Source organism: Anaerosalibacter sp. Marseille-P3206, from assembly GCF_900155565.1.
Lineage (GTDB): Bacteria > Bacillota > Clostridia > Tissierellales > Sporanaerobacteraceae > FUHM01.
In genome coordinates, this window is sequence record NZ_FUHM01000002.1 from 962130 (window position 1) to 980255 (window position 18126).

14 protein-coding genes are annotated in these 18126 nt (G+C 30.9%); 5 read left to right on the plus strand and 9 right to left on the minus strand.

What is annotated here, in order from left to right:
• Nucleotides 1-67: 67 nt before the first annotated feature.
• On the plus strand, nucleotides 68-1468 hold the full coding sequence (murC, locus tag BQ9840_RS06055; protein WP_077368929.1) for a UDP-N-acetylmuramate--L-alanine ligase: 1401 nt from the start codon (nucleotides 68-70) through the stop codon (nucleotides 1466-1468).
• A 10-nt stretch (nucleotides 1469-1478) separates the two neighbouring features.
• Here murC and BQ9840_RS06060 read toward each other — a convergent pair whose 3' ends face one another.
• The 6 genes from BQ9840_RS06060 to BQ9840_RS06085 all read right to left on the minus strand — a co-directional run bounded on the left by BQ9840_RS06060 (nucleotide 1479) and on the right by BQ9840_RS06085 (nucleotide 8089).
• A complete protein-coding gene (locus BQ9840_RS06060; protein ID WP_159436088.1) occupies nucleotides 1479-2393 on the minus strand; it encodes an LCP family protein in 915 nt (304 codons plus the stop codon).
• A gap of 187 nt (nucleotides 2394-2580) precedes the next feature.
• Nucleotides 2581-3435, minus strand: a complete 855-nt coding sequence (locus tag BQ9840_RS06065) for a 3-hydroxybutyryl-CoA dehydrogenase (protein ID WP_077368931.1) — start codon at nucleotides 3433-3435, stop codon at nucleotides 2581-2583.
• A gap of 17 nt (nucleotides 3436-3452) precedes the next feature.
• Nucleotides 3453-4232 (minus strand): short-chain-enoyl-CoA hydratase, encoded by a 780-nt coding sequence (locus tag BQ9840_RS06070; RefSeq protein ID WP_077368932.1) that lies wholly within the window; start codon nucleotides 4230-4232, stop codon nucleotides 3453-3455.
• 349 nt (nucleotides 4233-4581) lie between these two features.
• Entirely contained in the window at nucleotides 4582-5889 is a 1308-nt protein-coding gene (locus BQ9840_RS06075; protein WP_077368933.1) for a glucose-6-phosphate isomerase, read from the minus strand.
• A 91-nt stretch (nucleotides 5890-5980) separates the two neighbouring features.
• Nucleotides 5981-7114, minus strand: a complete 1134-nt coding sequence (locus BQ9840_RS06080; RefSeq protein ID WP_077368934.1) for a SpoIIE family protein phosphatase — start codon at nucleotides 7112-7114, stop codon at nucleotides 5981-5983.
• 135 nt (nucleotides 7115-7249) lie between these two features.
• Complete coding sequence (locus BQ9840_RS06085; protein WP_159436089.1) at nucleotides 7250-8089, minus strand: hypothetical protein; 840 nt, start codon at nucleotides 8087-8089, stop codon at nucleotides 7250-7252.
• Nucleotides 8090-8340: 251 nt separating this feature from the next.
• Here BQ9840_RS06085 and BQ9840_RS06090 point away from each other — a divergent pair, with 251 nt between their 5' ends.
• Complete coding sequence (locus BQ9840_RS06090) at nucleotides 8341-9624, plus strand: methyl-accepting chemotaxis protein (protein ID WP_077368936.1); 1284 nt, start codon at nucleotides 8341-8343, stop codon at nucleotides 9622-9624.
• A 28-nt stretch (nucleotides 9625-9652) separates the two neighbouring features.
• Here the strand turns inward: BQ9840_RS06090 and BQ9840_RS06095 are convergent, their stop codons facing one another.
• Entirely contained in the window at nucleotides 9653-10792 is a 1140-nt protein-coding gene (locus BQ9840_RS06095) for a THUMP domain-containing class I SAM-dependent RNA methyltransferase (protein WP_077368937.1), read from the minus strand.
• Between the two features lie 137 nt (nucleotides 10793-10929).
• On the opposite strand from BQ9840_RS06095, the gene BQ9840_RS06100 reads away from it, so the two are divergent.
• The 3 genes from BQ9840_RS06100 to BQ9840_RS06110 all read left to right on the plus strand — a co-directional run bounded on the left by BQ9840_RS06100 (nucleotide 10930) and on the right by BQ9840_RS06110 (nucleotide 13776).
• Nucleotides 10930-11307, plus strand: a complete 378-nt coding sequence (locus tag BQ9840_RS06100; RefSeq protein WP_077368938.1) for a class II SORL domain-containing protein — start codon at nucleotides 10930-10932, stop codon at nucleotides 11305-11307.
• Between the two features lie 309 nt (nucleotides 11308-11616).
• Nucleotides 11617-12843 carry a tyrosine--tRNA ligase gene (gene tyrS / locus BQ9840_RS06105; protein ID WP_077368939.1) on the plus strand — a complete coding sequence of 409 codons (1227 nt, stop codon included), beginning with the start codon at nucleotides 11617-11619 and terminating at the stop codon, nucleotides 12841-12843.
• Between the two features lie 192 nt (nucleotides 12844-13035).
• On the plus strand, nucleotides 13036-13776 hold the full coding sequence (locus BQ9840_RS06110) for a CAP domain-containing protein (RefSeq protein WP_200804885.1): 741 nt from the start codon (nucleotides 13036-13038) through the stop codon (nucleotides 13774-13776).
• A 61-nt stretch (nucleotides 13777-13837) separates the two neighbouring features.
• On the opposite strand, the gene BQ9840_RS06115 is transcribed toward BQ9840_RS06110, so the two are convergent.
• Nucleotides 13838-16027: a hypothetical protein gene (locus tag BQ9840_RS06115; RefSeq protein ID WP_077368940.1), complete on the minus strand. Its 2190-nt coding sequence runs from the start codon at nucleotides 16025-16027 to the stop codon at nucleotides 13838-13840.
• Complete coding sequence (locus tag BQ9840_RS06120) at nucleotides 16014-18122, minus strand: efflux RND transporter permease subunit (protein ID WP_077368941.1); 2109 nt, start codon at nucleotides 18120-18122, stop codon at nucleotides 16014-16016. Before BQ9840_RS06120 ends, BQ9840_RS06115 begins: the two co-directional genes overlap by 14 nt.
• Nucleotides 18123-18126: the final 4 nt, after the last annotated feature.

Genomic DNA, 18126 nt, shown 5'->3' on the forward strand with positions numbered 1-18126 from the left:
ATAAGGGAAGATATTTTTCCCACAAATTGAAATTTAAGTCATATATTATTTCAGGAGGTATTCATATATGTTTTCATTTAACATAATAGAACATGATTTTTCCCATATTCACTTCATTGGTATAGGTGGGATTAGCATGAGTGGTTTAGCAGAAATACTAATAGATGAAGGTTATACTGTATCTGGTTCTGATATGAACTCTTCCCTTATTATTAATAAGTTAGAATCTCAAAAGGCTAAAATTCATATCGGTCATAGTGCTGAAAACATTAATGGTTCAGATTTAGTAGTATATACAGATGCTATATCAAAAGATAATGTAGAATTGTTAGAAGCAAAAAAATTGGGAATCGAAACTGTTGATAGAGGAACTTTTTTAGGTAAGTTGATGAAAAATTATAATAAGTCTATTGCTGTATCTGGAACCCATGGAAAAACTACTACAACTAGTATGTTAGCTACAGTACTTAATAAATCAAATTTAGACCCTACAATACTATTAGGTGGGGAACTTGACGCAATAGGTGGAAATGTAAAAATAGGCAGTAAAAATTTAGTCCTTACAGAAGCCTGTGAATACAAAGGAAATATACTAAAATATCAACCTACTATGGCTATAATACTAAATATGGAAGAGGATCATTTAGATTATTTCAAAAATATAGATCATATAGTAGAAACTTTTGCACAATATGCTAGCGGAATAAAAGAAGACGGTTACTTAGTAATAAACATTGACGATGAAAATTCACAAAGAGTTATAAATGCATCTAAATGCAATCTAATCACCTTTGGTATAAATAGCGATGCAGACTATAGTGCAGAAAATATATCCTTTACTGAAGAAGGCTTTCCAAAATTTGTTCTCAATGTAAAAGGCAAAGAAAAATATTTAGTTACATTGAATGTAATGGGAATACACAATATCTACAATGCTTTGGCAACTTTTGCTGCAGCTCATACATATGGTGTAGATATTGAAACCATTATTGACTCTATAAAAGATTATGTTGGAACTCACAGAAGATTAGAAACTAAGGGCTTTATAAATGGTGTAAAAATAGTAGATGATTATGCCCATCATCCTACAGAGATTAAAGTAAGCTTAGACGCCTTAAAAAACACATCCAAAAATAAGCTTTGGTGCGTTTTTCAACCACATACTTATTCTAGAACAAAATCATTATTAGATAAGTTTTCTCAATCTTTTTATGATGCTGATAAAGTAATTTTAACAGATATATATGCCGCAAGAGAAGCAGATACAGGACTTATTCATTCAACTAACTTGGTTGATTCATTGGTAAAAAAAGGAGTAGATGCAATTTATATAGAATCCTTCGAAGACATTAAAAACTATTTATTAGCAAATGTAGAAGAAGGAGATATAGTTGTAACAATGGGTGCTGGAAATGTGTATAAAATTGGAGAAATGATTTTAGAAGATAATAGACAAAGAGCAATCTAAAAAAAGCCTTCTACTCTGTAGAAGGCTTTTTTACTACTCCGTAAATACTTTCCATCAATTTTTTTATTTCAATTTCATCATAAATATAGTATGATAAATTCTTTCCATTTATCTTCTTAAATGTAGCTATTCCCGGAAGAGTGCTAAAGTTAATATTTTTCTCATCAATTCCAAGTGCATTTTTACCAAATGTGAATGCTTCTGTTATAGCAATATCAGTTTTTACATTGTCTAAACTGGTTTTTATTACAACTGGTAATTTTATACTTAAAGATTTTTTTAAAAAAGATTTCAAAAATTCTTGTTGAGCTTTTACTCTGCCCAAATCCCCATTTTTATATCCACCACTACCTCCATTTTGCTTTCTATACCTTAAAAAATCAATAGACTTATCTCCATTCAATGTTTGCTTTCCCTTAGGAATATCAATGTATAAGGGAGGTTTTGAACTAGGGTCTGTATACTTCATGTGAAAAGGCACTGTAACATCTACTCCGCCTACAGAATCTACAATCTTTTTCACACCATCATAATCCACCATTACATAATAGTGAACTGGAACTCCTCCCAAAACATGGGTTACAGCCTTTTTAACTCCATTTATTCCATGAGATGCATATACTGCATTTATCTTTCTCATTTCTGCTGCTTCATAGCCTTTTCTATAGAGATAAGTATCCCTAGGAACACTTATCAAGTCTACTTGCTTTTTCACTGGCTCAAAAGAAACAAATATCATAGTATCAGAGCGAATATCCTCCATTCCCAAAACAACAAAGTTAACTCTTTTGCTTTTGTTTATTGCACTTTCCAATGTATATATGGGTTCTTCTTCAGTTACCTTCTCTTTTGCTTTTTCTTCATCTTTTATCTGTACTTGTGAGTAGTTCTTTATTTCACTTCCTCCATAATTTTTTAGATACATATATGAACCAAGAAAAAAGGCAATAATAAAGCACATAAAAGAGATTATAAATACTTTAAAGAAATTTTTCATCAATAAGCGATTTTCATCTCCTTTCTTCCAATGTATAATATTATTTTGCACTATTTATGTTTTTTTAGTCAAAAAAAAAGGGACAGTTCACTGTCCCTTTTATCATGCTATCCTATTATTTTGTATAATCGTAGAATCCTTTTCCTGTCTTTCTACCTAATTGTCCACCTCTAACCATCTTTCTTAGTAGTGGGTGAGCTCTATATTTTGAATCACCAAATTCATTATATAATACATCCATGATAGCCAAACATACATCAAGACCTACTAAATCACCTAAAGCTAAAGGCCCTATTGGGTGGTTTGCACCAAGTTTCATTGCTTCGTCAATGTCTTCAGCCTTTGCAACTCCATCTCCTAAAATACCAACAGCTTCATTGATCATTGGGATAAGTATTCTGTTAACTACAAATCCTGGAGCTTCTTCAACTTCAACTGGAGTCTTGCCAAGTTTTTCAGCTAATTCAAATATAGTATTTCTAGTTTCTTCACTAGTTGCAATTCCCTTTATAACTTCAACTAATTTCATTACTGGAACTGGATTGAAGAAATGCATTCCAATAACCTTTTCAGGTCTATTAGTTGAACTTGCTATTTCTGTTATTGATAATGATGAAGTATTGCTTGCAAGTATTGCTTCTGGTTTACAAATATCATCTAATTTCTTAAATGTTTCTCTCTTAACTTTCATATCTTCTGCAATAGCTTCAATAACTAAATCACAATCTTTTAAATCTTCATATTTTGTAGTAATTTCAATTCTTGAAAGAACTTTTTCTTTATCTGCTTCTGTAATCTTTTCTTTTTTAACCATTCTACCTAAGTTTTTATCAACTGATTTAAGACTTCCTCTTGGATTAGCTTCGTCAATGTTTCTAACCCACATAACAACATCATACTCGTTTTGTGCTAACACCTGAATTATACCAGATGCCATAGTTCCTCTACCTAATACGCCTATCTTTTTCATAAAAACACCTCCAAGTATTATCTTAATTTATAGTTTGGTGTGCGTTTTTCTAAAAACGCTCCCATACCTTCTTTTTGATCTAGAGTTGCAAAACAAAGTCCAAACAAATCTCTTTCTATAGCCATTCCAGTTTCAATATCTGTTTCTATTCCTCTATTTATAGATGCTTTAGCAAATCTTACAGCCAATTGTCCCTTGGACAATATCTTATTTGCTAATTTTAAAGCTTCATCCATAAGTTCATCCTTTGATACTACCTTATTAACCAAACCAATTCTATATGCTTCATTTGCATCAATCATATCTGCAGTATATATTAATTCTTTAGCTTTTCCTAATCCAACTAGTCTTGAAAGTCTTTGCGTACCTGCAAATCCAGGTATTATTCCTAAGCCTACTTCTGGTTGTCCAAATTTCGCCTTCTCTGAAGCTATTCTAATATCACAGCACATAGATAATTCACATCCACCACCTAGTGCAAATCCATTTACAGCTGCTATTACAGGTTTCTCCATTAGTTCAATCTTTCTAAATGTAGATAATCCTAATTTTGCAAATTCTCTTGCACAAGCGGAATCCATATCCTTCATTTCACTAATATCTGCACCAGCTACAAATGCTCGTCCTTCTCCTGTAATCATTAGTATATGTATATCTTCATCATTCTCTATCATATCTACAGCTTCATTTAACTCTTTAAGCACTTCAGTGTTTAGAGCGTTCAAAGCATCTGGCCTATTAATTGAAAGTATTCCTACATTTCCTTCTCTTCTGAAAATTAAGTTATTAAACTCCATTTTCCCCCTCCTAAACTTAGGTATTTTATTACTATCACAATTTAATTTTATCAAATAAAAATGAATAGTGCAATGCTATCTTTGATAATTGATTAACAATCTGTTGGCAATAAATAATGTAAATACCCAAAATCACAGTATTTCTTCCTTTTACTCCATTATACTATTATTCTTTATACTCTAAAGCTTATATAAGCTCAATAAAAAAGCTTAAATTCTAATTACTCCAATTTATAATAAGGTCTAAACCCTTTGTTTTACATAAACTTCGTTAAAAGATTGTCACCATTTTCCAAACAGTGGAAATGCAGAAATTTATAGCTAGAGTTTAAAACTCTAGCTTTTAATCTTAACACCTAGGCTTACCTAAAAGTCTAAACATATTTTTTTTATATTTCTCAACTCCAGGCTGGTCAAAAGGGTTTACCCCAAATAAGTATCCACTGATAGCACAACTTTTCTCAAAGAAATATATAAGCTTTCCTAAATAATATTCATTTAGTTCTGGAATATTTACAATAATATTGGGAACTCCCCCATCAATATGAGCTAAAACAGTTCCTTCAAGAGCTTTCTTGTTTACAAAATCTATACTCTTTCCAGCAAGATAATTAAGTCCATCTAAATTTTCCTTTTCACTTTTAATAATCATATCTTTTCTTGGTCTATCTATTTTTAAAACTGTTTCAAATATATTTCTCTTACCATCTTGAATTAATTGTCCCATAGAGTGAAGATCTGTCGTAAAGCTCACTGATGATGGATATATTCCCTTTCCATCCTTTCCTTCACTTTCACCAAATAGTTGTTTCCACCACTCTTGAAAATAAAACAATCTTGGTTCATAACTTACTAATATTTCAATGTCTTTTCCTCTTCTGTATAAAATGTTTCTAAGTATAGCATATTGATAAGCACTGTTTTCATAAATATTTAAATTCTTGTATTCTTCCATGCCTTCTTTAGCTCCACTTAAAATTTTGTCAATATCTATCCCTGCAACTGCAATAGGAAGAAGCCCTACAGAAGTAAAAACAGAATATCTACCGCCTATATCATCAGGCACTGTAAAGCTTTCATATCCTTTATTTGTAGCCAATTCTTTTAGTGCACCTTTATGTGCATCTGTAGTTACATATATTCTTTTTTTAGCTTCTTCACTTCCATACAGTTCCTCTATATATTCTTTGAAGATTCTAAAGGCAATAGCAGGTTCTGTAGTAGTTCCTGATTTAGATATAACATTTATGCAAATATCTTTTCCCTTTATTACTTCTAATAGCTCCATAATATAGGTACTACTAACATTGTTTCCTACAAAATATATCTCTGGGCCATTTCTTTTTTCAGAAGTAAGTCTATTATAAAAACTATGAGTTAAAGTTTCTATGCAAGCCCTTGCACCTAGATAAGAACCCCCTATTCCTATGACAACAAACACTTCTGAGCTTTTTCTTATCCTCTTAGCTGCACATTTTACTCTATTGTATTCATCTACATCTATGTTTACAGGATAATCAACCCAACCAGTATACTCACTTCCTGGACCTTTTTTACTATGTAATAAGTCATGAGCAGTAGATATATATTTACCTAAGTTTTCAATCTCATATTCACTAATAAAACTATTAGAATAATCCAAATAAATATTCTCCATTCCTAACCTCCTCAATCCTACATTCACATATTTATGATACCACAATTAAATAATAAAATCCTAGAATCTAAATTCTAGGATTTTTATATATCTATTCTAAAACTTCCATTAAGACCACAGCATAATCATCCTCATGATCTCCCCATCTAAATTGCTTTACTTCTCTATTTACAGCTCTTAGTATATCATGCCCACTTTTTTTTATCACTCGAATGACACCTTCTAGTCCAAATTGTTCCTTTTTTAGATTTTCCATCTCAGTAATACCATCTGTATATAAAAGTACTTTATCTCCTTTTTCTAATTGTACTACATCTTCTACATAGTGAATTTCATCAAATATATAAGAAATAGGAAAACCCCTCAATTTCATCAATTTAATTTTATCATCATTAAAAAGAACAGGTATGCAATTATGCCCACCATTTGAATATTTAAATTCGTTGGTTTCAATATTCAAAACACCATAAAACATCGTAAAATAATTTTCACTTTCTAATCCTAAATCTACAAACCTCTTGTGTAGTTCAGTAAGTGTATCTGCAGGACTCATGAAATCATCCTTTATAGCTCTCATAGTTTGTCTAACAAACATGGTCATCATAGATGCTGTTATACCATGGCCAGCTACATCACTTATATAAATACCTATATGTTTATCATCGATATAATAAATGTCAAACATATCACCACTTAACATATCACAAGGTCTATAGAGATAATCAACTTTAAGATTTTTATATACTCCTTTTTGAGGCAGTATTTTTTCTTGGAGAGTTCTAGCAAACATCAAATCTGTACTCATTTTTTTGTTTTTGTCTTTTAACTCTCTTTCTAACTTCTTTTCTCTAGTTATATCCCTAAACACTTCAACAGCAGCATAGATATTCCCATCGGAGTCAAATATAGGAGAACTCTTCACTGAAAAGTACTTGTCCCCAACTCTTTCTTCCTTTTGAACAATCTCAGCTGTTTCAATACTTCTTTGAGTGATACAGTAGGAACAAGGAGCAAACTTTCCTAATGGTTCATAACATTTCTTGCCTTTAAGATCATCTCCTAAGCTCTCTCTCATGGTTTTATTAGTATAGATAACTGTGCCTTTCTTGTCCACAACTCTAACCCAGTCAGCCATTCCCTCTAATACATGGTAGTTGAGAATACTCTTATCTTTGTACTCTTTAATTTTTTCTTCTATAAATCTAATTTTTTCTTTTTCCAACATTGGCATCACCCAATTTTATTATAATTTACACCTATTTTCATCATATCACAGTAAGCGTATGAAAATAAAGAGCAATTTATATATTTTGCAAAAAAGCACTCATTCCTACATGTAGAATGAATGCTTCCTCTGTTACTACTTAATAGTGGAATTATAGATCACATTTAAAAATTCCGGATTAAAAATATCTTTCTTCACAAAAGATCCTTTTTCATAATCAAAAGTATAATCCGATAATTTTAAAACTGCTGAACCTGTTTGCAAAGTCATAATATGATATTCATCTTTAGAGGTAAATACCCAAAACTCTAACATACCTAGTTGAACATAATCATCAAAGAGAACATACTCATTGTCTTCATCATTTATTAATAAAAACCACTTCTGTCCATCATCCCACATCATTTCTCCATTTTCATCTCTTTGAGCTGTTGTAAACATGCTAATCGTCTCTATTTTCCCATCTCCATTAAAATCTATATTTTCTCTATCTAATAATGTCAACTGAGAAATATCTAACTTGTCTGATGAAGGGAAAATAGCAGTAAACTTTTCTCTAACCTCTTCTTCCGTCTCTTCTTCTTCCTCAGGTTCTTCTTTTACAATACTTTCATATATAGTTTTAAATGTGTCATTTTTTTCTATTTCCTTCAATACTAAAGAACTATTGTCCTTCACAGTATATGTCATAAAATAATAATCATCTTTTTCAATAGCCTTCCACTGTGACTCATTCTCAACTTTCATTACCAATTTTTCGATTTCATTTTCATTTTCTCCAAAAGTTTCAACGGTGATGAAATGACTACTACCTGTTTTGTTTTTCTCTATAACTAATCCAGATATTATCTTGAGCTGATTTCTATTTTCACCTACATTTTTAAGAACATAAAAAGCTCCTAAAATAACTAAAATAATAACAATAATTGTAACATTTCTAGATTTCTTGCTCATTTTCTCACCATCCTTTTTCATAATACTATCATTTAATGTATTCAATGGCAACATATTTATATAAATATATTACTTACTTTTATAACTGACATGTGAACACTATGTCAGTTATTCATACATTATGTGATTTTTTAGATTTTTTAATCTGATTTAATTAATTTGCTATTCCAATTATTTCATTTTTAGTATACAATATTGTTACGATAGTTATATTTGTAGAATATTGATTTTTGTTATTATTTAAAAATAATAATATATAAAGGGGGATTTACATGGAGAAAAAAAATAAAAAGGCTCTTAATTTTAAATCAAAACTTATTTTAATGAACATAGGAGTTTTAATATTAAGTACAATTGTTTCTAGCTTATTATATGACCTCATTGGAAAGTTTGTTGACATAAATCCTAAATTTGCTATGTTCTTTTCAACTTTAATCAATATAGGAGTTATTGTACTTTTAATCTACTTATTAATTTCAAAGATTTTAATGAGGGATATTGATAAAATAATAAAAGATGTTGAGAAAATTGCAAAAGGTGACTTCTCACAATTAAAAATTAAAAATGAAAATGGTGAATTAGGTAAAATAAATACATCTTTAAACAAAATTACTTCTAATTTTAAAAGTGTTCTCGATGAAATGAAATCTGACTCAGAACTATTAGCTGAAAGTGCTAGTTCTCTATCTGATGTAATAGAAGAAACTACAGAATCTGTAGAAAATATAGCTTCTAATATAAACGACATCGCTAAAGGTTCTGAAAACACTTCTTCAAATATAACTGAATTAAGTGAAGCCATATCAAATCTAACAGAGCTTTCACAAAAAACTGAAGAAAATACTCAATATGCCACAGATCTTTCAAAAGAAATGGCAACTTCAGCACAAAATGGAAGTAGGGATATGGATAAGATAATTGATAAAGTGACTTTAATTGATAAATCAACTAAAAACACAGCTGAAATCATAGATAATTTAAATAATAAGATAAAAGATATAAATAATATCGTAGTAATAATAAATGAAATATCAGAGCAAACCAATCTGTTAGCCTTAAACGCTGCAATAGAAGCTGCTAGGGCAGGAGATGCTGGTAGAGGATTTGCTGTAGTTGCTGAAGAGATAAGAAAATTAGCTGATGAAACCCATACTAATTCTGAAGAAATATCTAAAATAACTAATTCAGTAATAGGAAGTAGTAACGAAGCTGTAAACAGCATCGAAAAAGTTAGCAATGTTGTAGATGAAAGTGTTGGAGTAGCTAAAACAACTAAAACTTCCTTTGAAGAGCTATTAAAGAAAATATTTGAAACAGACTCACTTATAGATGATATTGCAAATGCTTCTAAAGAAATAAGGGACAATAGTCAATATGTATTGGATAGAGCTTCAGAAGTTTCAGCTATTTCACAAGAAACCACAGCAGCATCTGAAAGTAGTGCTGCTGCAGTAGAAAGAAATCTTGCTTCTATGGAAGAAATCACTTCTTCTATTGAAAGTTTGTCTAAAATTGCAGAGGATCTAAATACTATGGTGGAGAACTTTAAGTTTTAATCTCCACCTTTTTTTCTATCTTCTAACACTAATCTTCTCTTGGAGGTCTAGGTCCATAGTATTGATAATAATCTACCTTAATTCTTCCATTAAAAAGCTTTCTTTTTTTGTCAGCTTTTTTCCCATATAGATACTCAAAACTCTCATTGGAAGTAATAATATAAATAGACCAAGTATCTAATTGTCTAAATTTCTTTCCCATATCTACATATAATTTTTCGACTTCTTTTACTTCTCCAATCCTTTCACCATAAGGTGGATTAGATATTATTACACCATATTCTTCATTGGCTCTAAATTTAAGTACATCTCCTACTCTAAATTCTATACAATCATCTACTCCCGCATTAAAAGCATTTTCTTTTGCTATTTCAATTGCTTCACTATCAATATCAGAAGCATAAATCCTAAGTTCCCTATCCTGAATAATTGCTTTTCTAGCATTTATTCTTTCTTCTTTCCAATATTCTTTTTTAACCCTAGGCCACTCCTCTGAGGCGAAGGATCTCTGTATTCCAGGTGCAATGTTTTTTCCTATCATTGCTGCCTCAATTGGAATAGTTCCTGAACCACAAAATGGATCCGCTAATATCCTTTCATGATTCCAAAAACTTAAATTTACAAGGGCTGCTGCAAGAGTCTCCTTTATAGGTGCTTCAACACTGATTTCCCTATATCCACGTTTATGTAGACCTTCACCACTGGTATCTATAGTCAAAGTAGCTATATCCTTAAGTAAGGATACTTGTATTGTAAATTTGGCCCCTGTTTCTTGAAACCATTCTGTATTGTATTTAGTCTTCAATTTTTCAACAACAGCCTTTTTTACTATAGCTTGACAATCAGGCACACTCATTAGCTGAGAATCTACTGCCTTGCCAGTTACCGTAAACTCTCCATCTAATGTGATCCATTCTTCCCAGGGAAGAGCCTTTGTCTTTTCAAATAATTCTTCAAATGTTGTAGCTTTAAATTCTCCCATTTTTAATAATACTCTATCAGCACTTCTAAGCCAAAGATTAGTTCTAGGAATATCTCTTTCTTCTCCTTTAAAGGTAATCTTTCCATTTTCAACTACTAAATCATTATAATTTAAATTTTGTAATTCTCTTTTTACCACCGCTTCTAAACCAAAAGTGGTTGTGGCAATTAGTTCTATTTCACTCATATAATCTCTCCTTTAATTATCGATTCTATTATATTATATCTAATTTTTTAATAAATTACTTTATAAATGTGTATTATTAATTATGGTTGGGTATATACTCTTACAAGTGTGAAAGAACATATAAGGAGGTTTTTAATATGAAAAGTTTAGGTTCATTGATTCAAAGTGGAGACTGGAAAGGTGAAAAACACGTACCAACAATTCATCTACCTGAAAAAATAAAAAAAGGTGAAGAAATAGAAATTAAAACAATGATTGGAGAAGAAATTCCTCATCCAAATACATTTGAACATCATATTTCTTGGATTAAAGTATTCTACATTCCAGAAGGTGGCAAATTTCCAATAGAAATTGGAAATTATAACTTTACTGCTCATGGTGAAGGTGAAATATACTGCGAACCCTGTATTGTTACAAAAGTTAAACTTAATAAATCAGGAACAATTCATGCTTTAAGTTACTGTAATATCCATGGTCTTTGGGAATACAGCACTGATGTAGTAGTAGAGGACTAATAGTCCTCTATTTTTTCCCCTTGACAAGTAAATTTCTTTGTATTAACATATATGATAAATTACATAGTATAAAACTATGAAGGATTTAGTAGCCTACTATGGTTAAAGGACAGAGAATAGACTGTTAGTGAGAAGTCTATAACTTATAGTCAGGTGAATTACACTCTGGAGTTTCAATAGGAAACTATTGCGGCCATCACACGTTATGTGATTAGAGACATATTTTGTGAATTAAGGTGGTACCACGGGTTCTTCTCGTCCTTAGATGGATAAGAAGAGCCCTTTATTATTTTTAAGGAGGTTTTTTAATTGGGTAATGTACTTGAATTGTTAAAAGAAAGAGGATATATAGATCAAGTTACTTATGAAGATGAACTTAACGAATTATTGACAACTGAACCTGTTACTTTTTATATTGGCTTTGATGCTACTGCAGATAGTCTACACATTGGTCACTTTGTTCAAATAATGGTTATGAAACATATGCAACAAGCTGGGCATAGACCTATAGCTTTGCTTGGTGGTGGAACCACTATGATTGGAGACCCTAGCGGAAAAACTGATATGAGAAAAATGCTTACTAGAGAAGATATAGATCACAACGCTAGTAGATTTAAAGAACAATTATCTAATTTTATTGACTTTAGTGATGATAAGGCAATTGTAGTAAATAACGCTGATTGGCTATTAAATCTTAACTTTGTAGAATTCTTAAGAGAAATAGGTATACATTTTTCTGTAAACAGAATGCTTACAGCTGAATGTTACAAAAATAGACTAGAAAAAGGTCTTACTTATTTTGAATTTAGTTATATGCTTATGCAATCCTATGATTTCTTAAAACTTTACAGAGACTATGGATGTAAACTAGAAATCGGTGGAAGTGATCAATGGTCAAATATATTAGGTGGATATGAACTAGTTAGAAGAATTGAAAAAGATAAAGTTTATGCTATAACATTTAATTTACTTACAAATGCAGAAGGCAAAAAAATGGGTAAAACTGAATCTGGAACTATTTGGCTTGATGAGGAAAAAACACCACCATATGAACTATATCAATACTTTAGAAATATAGATGATAGAGATGTAGAAAAATGTCTTGCAATGCTAACCCTATTACCTATGGATGAAGTTAAAAGACTATCTTCATTAGAAGGAGCTGAAATAAACAAAGCAAAAGAAGTTTTAGCTTATGAAATAACTAAAATAGTTCATGGAAGTGAAAAAGCAGATAGTGCACAAAAAGCTGCAAGAGCCCTTTTCGAGGGTGGAAGTGAAGCAGGTTCTATTCCAACAACTGAGATAGCTCGTTCTAAATTTGAAGAAGGAATAGGTCTATTAGATTTACTAACACAAGTAGGACTAACTAAATCTAACAGCGAAGGAAGAAGACTAATAAAACAAGGTGGACTATACATCGAAGAAGAAACTGTATCTGATCCTAATACAGTTATAAAGCCAGATAAATTTGTTGATGATAAGCTAATGATAAGAAAAGGTAAAAAAGTATATCATCAAATTAAATTAGTTTAAAATATATTAAATCATTAAAGAAGCTAAGCAAAATTACTAGCTTCTTTTTTTCTTCCTATATATGCATATGATGCCACATATTAAGGGTTTATCTCAATTGTCATTAATGTTATACTTTTAAAAAATCAAAGAAAGGGGGACGGATCAGTAACATTAAAGTATTACACTCAAAATCTAAGGAGGTAAGAAATAGTGAAAAAAAATATAAGAAAGAATATTACATCAATAATAATAGCATTAATGATTTTCTCCACAATGAGTTTTGCATATGGTGAAAGTTATACAATTGTAAGGTATTATTATCCTTACAGCACGAGAACTACCACTAATAATTACTATAATAACTATAGCCAAAATAATATTAGTAAATATTTATTTACTTATAATACTAACACTAACTACTATAGATATAGTACACCAACAACTACAACAACTACTAACACATCAACAAACAATAATACAAATACTTACACTCCTCCAACTACTAATAATACAAGTAGCAAAGATACTACCACTGTAACTACTACTCCTAGCCAAAATACACAATTCACTGCAAATGCTATGGAATTAGAAGTTATAAGATTAGTAAATGAAGAGAGGAAAAAAGAAGGACTAGCTCCTTTTACACATAGCCCAGAACTTTCAAAAGTAGCAAGAGCTAAATCACAAGATATGGCTGACAAAAATTACTTTAGCCATACATCACCTACTTATGGTGATCCATTTGCTATGATGAAGAGTTTTGGAATAAAATATAGAACTGCAGGAGAAAATATCGCTAAAGGTTATTATAGTGCAGAATCAGTGGTTAAAGGTTGGATGAACTCATCAGGCCATAGAGCAAATATATTAAACCCTAGTTTTAATAAAATAGGCGTTGGATATGTAAATGCAAATGGTACAACATATTGGACTCAACAGTTTACTGATTAAGTATTTACTTTTTCAATAAAATAAAGCATCCTAGACTTTTGTCTAGGATGTTTTTTATCTATTATTTATTCTTTTTGAAAAGGCCTTTTAACCAAGCAATAAATCCATTTTTTTCTTTAGACTCAGTTTCAACTTCTAGAGATTCTTTTTCTTCTTTACCTTTTACCTCTTCAGTCTTCATTACAAATTTAACACTGCCATCCATATTGTCACTTATTCCTGTAAAACTACTATAATCCTTTGAAAGATCTACTAACTTATCTTTTGTTTCCATAACGGAATCAATGTCTAAATCACTTTCATTGACTTTATTTTTCATTTCCATTATTCCTTCATTGTGGAATTTTTTCATATTTTCATCAAATTCACTTGTTCCATCTGCTAATTTCTTTGACCCCTCTTTAAGTTCTACAGAACCTTGTGATAATTGTTCAGTACCTTGTGATAGTTCTAAACTACCATTGTATAATTCACCAGCACCAGCATTTAATTGTCCTAGTCCATTTGTTAGCTTTTCTGAACCCTCTGAAAGTGCTTTTGAACCTTCTACAAATTGAGCTGTACCTTCATTTGCTTTACTTGAACCTTCTTTTAACTCAGCTGCACCTGCTGAAAGTCCTTGACTACCTTCTACCAATTTGTTTGAAGCTTCTGCAATACTACTTGTTCCTTCTGATAATTGTCCTATTCCACCTGCTACATCTTTTTGCCCTTGATTGATTTTGCCTAAATTTAAGCTCAATTGATTTGAAGCTTCTTCTGCTTCTTTTAGTCCTTCTTCTACTTGAGTCAATCCTACAATCAATTGATTACTTGATTCAACCAATCCTTCCAATGCTGCTCTTTGTTTTGCCAATCCTTCAGCCATTTTTTCAGCTATTCCAGATGCTCCTGGCACTTTCCCAAGTCCCTTTACAGCTCCATCTAGTCCATCTAATCCTTTAAGTAATAGTTCAACTACTTTAAGTTCTTTTTCTTTTCCCTTTTTTATTTCTTCAATAGCTTTAGTACTTTTACTTATTCCCTGTGTTAATTTTTCTTGTCCTACTACTATTTGTTCAGTACTTGATACAATATTGTTCATGCCTTCACTCATTTGTCCAGTCTTTTCTGGAATTGTTGATATGCCCTCTGATACTTGTACTGCACCTTTTGAAAACTCTTCAGCACTAGAACTAAACTTTTCAATTCCTTCTCCCAAACTTCCATATCCTTCTCCTAATTGAAGTGCACTTTGGGATAATTTATTTACTCCATTGTTTATTTCTTTACTTCCCTCATAAGAAGCACTTACTCCATCTTTCAAGCTTTTAGCTCCTTCACTTAGTGAATGTGCTCCCGTATTAACTTTATTTATACCTGTTGCAAATTGTTCTATTCCATCACTTAAACTCAATTGTCCTTCTAATAGTTTGCCTGTAGCTTCACTTAGCTTTTCACTAGCTTCAACAATCTTGTCTATTCCATCTAATAATTCATCAAAATCTCCTGCACTTTCAAAATCATCAACTTCTGGAAGGGAAGATGTTGCTGTAACTACTATAGAACTCATTTCAAAATCTTCTACATCGGCAGTAACAGATAAATATTCTGGAATATCAATAATATTTTTACTTAAATCCAAACTTTCCTTAAGTCCAGGTAATGATATATAAGTTACTACCTGATTATTTCCATCAGAAACTACTTTGCCACTATTTGTCTTAACATTTTTAAACTTATCTATAGGTAAATTCATAACCACAATACTGCTAAAAGGTGTATATACATTTTTCTCTTTGCCATTTTCTAATTTTATAGTATGGCTTTCTTTATTTTTAACTGAAACATCTATTTTAATTTCCCCAGATTCCCCTATTATACTTTTAGGTTCTACTTTTTTTCCATCTAAATAGTAACTAATATTTACTTCTAGTGGTAACTCTTTATCAGTAGTACCTTGATAGAAAATATCACTATTGTCTGTTTCCCAAACTATAGAATCTCCATTCTTCTCAGGTACTTCATCACCTTTTACATTCACCACATCCTTTAGAAAAGTCTTGTCTGTAACTTTTCCTAAAGATTTATCAGAATGCAGCCTAATACTAGATGTCTTCTCTATTGGATTGCCTTCTGAATCTAAATTTACATAAACAGTCTCATCTTTAATCACTTTTCCTTCTGCATATGCAAAAGAAAAACTTGACATAAGCATAACTAAAACTATTGCTAAACTTGTGGTTCTTAAAATTTTACTATTTGTTTTCATATATAACCCTTCCTTCTTTTATTTTGTCAACAATACTTGTATTCCAATGTCTAGATGTTGCTTTTATAAATCCTTCACATGCTATCAAAATACCTGGTAGTATAAATAATATTACACCTGTACTTATCAATGCACCTCTTGCTATCATTGCACTAATGGAACTTATAATTTGTATCTTTGATATAGCCGCTACTCCAATAGTTGCTCCAAAGAATGTAAATCCACTAGTAACAATTGATCTAGCTGATTCCTTAACTGAAATATGCATGGCTTCAAACTTGTCATGTCCATTTCTTATCTCTTCCCTAAATCTAGTAGTGAGAAGAATTGCATAGTCAACAGTTGCACCTAATTGTATAGAACCTATTATTATTGTTGATATAAATGGTATAGAATTTCCAGCATAGAAAGGTATAGACATATTTATAAATATTGCTAATTGAATAACTGCTATCAACAACAATGGAATTGAGAAAGATGTAAATACTATACCCACTATTACAAATATTGCTAATATAGATATTAAGTTTACTTTCTTAAAGTCTGTATCTGTAATCTTTATTAAGTCTTTTGTCAAAACTCCTTCTCCTGTAATCAATGCTTTTTCGTCATATCCCTTAACAATCTTTTCTAACGCATCTATTTGTGCATTTTCTTCATCTGTAGCTGCCTTAAATCTTGAATTAATAAGTACTAATTTGTATCCTCCCTTTTGGAATTGATCTTTGATTTCTTGTGGTATAAAATTCTCTGGTATTGCAGGTCCTAAAAACTTTTCATAGCTTATAACTCTTTCAATTCCATCAAGTTTCTCTATTTTATCAACCATTTCTTTCATTTCGTGGTTTGGCGTACTATCTGAAACTAATATCATATGAGTAGTCATCATATTGTAATCATTTTTTAGCTTTCTAAAAGCTATTACTGAATCAATATCATCTGGCAATGACTCATCTATATTGTAATAAACTTCGTTGTGACTTTGACCATAAAATGCTGGTATGAATAATAGTATTCCTATAACAATAAATGCTTTATAATGTTTTGTAACTAAATTTGCTAAGCCATTAAATTCAGGTAATACTGTCTTATGACTAAATCTGTGAATCAACTTATCAAATACTAGCATTAATGCAGGCAATATTGTTATTACAGAAAGTAATCCAAGCAATACACCTTTTGCCATTACAATTCCTATATCTCTTCCTATAGTCAATTCCATAGCACATATTGCAAGGAATCCAGCCACTGTAGTTAGTGAACTACCAAAGATTGAAGCTGCTGTTTTTTGTATTGCATTTGCCATAGCTTGATTTTTGTCATCATTCTTTTCACTCTCTTCATTAAATCTATGGAGAAGGAATATTGAATAGTCCATTGTTACTCCTAACTGTAATACTGCTGCTAGTGACTCAGTTACATAAGAAATCTCTCCAAAGAAAACATTTGTTCCAAAGTTATATAATATTGCAAATCCCATACTAAAAAGTATTATAAAAGGAATAATTGTAGATTCTAGTGTAAGTATTAATACTAAGATTGCAAATACTATAGCCATCAATACATAAACTGGAGTTTGTCTATCAGCAATATCTATAGTATCCCTCATAGCAGAAGCTGTTCCAGCTAAAAAGCATTGTTTATTTAATAAACTTCTTATACTAACTACTGCATCCTGAGTTATATCTGAAGATATTTCATTGCTAAAGTGAATCATCATCAAAGTGGAATCTTCCCTGTAAAATGCATCCTTTAACTCATTTGGAAGTATTTCTTTTGGTATTCCAAAGTCCACAAAATCATTTATCCAAACTATCTTCTCAACACCTTCAACTGCTGCAATTTTGTCTTTTAATTTTGCAACATCTTTGTCTTGCATATTTTCAATGATTAAAAAGCTGGTTCCAGAGTTTTTATATACATCACTTAATATTTGTTGACCTTTTACTGAATCTAATTTCTCTGGCAAATAAGTCAATATATCATAATTAATTCTTGTTTTTGCCATTCCATACAGTGATGGCAAAATGAGAAGTGCTGCTACAATTAAAACTAGCACTCGGTTTTTTGCTACAAAATAGCCAAATTTATTCATCTAA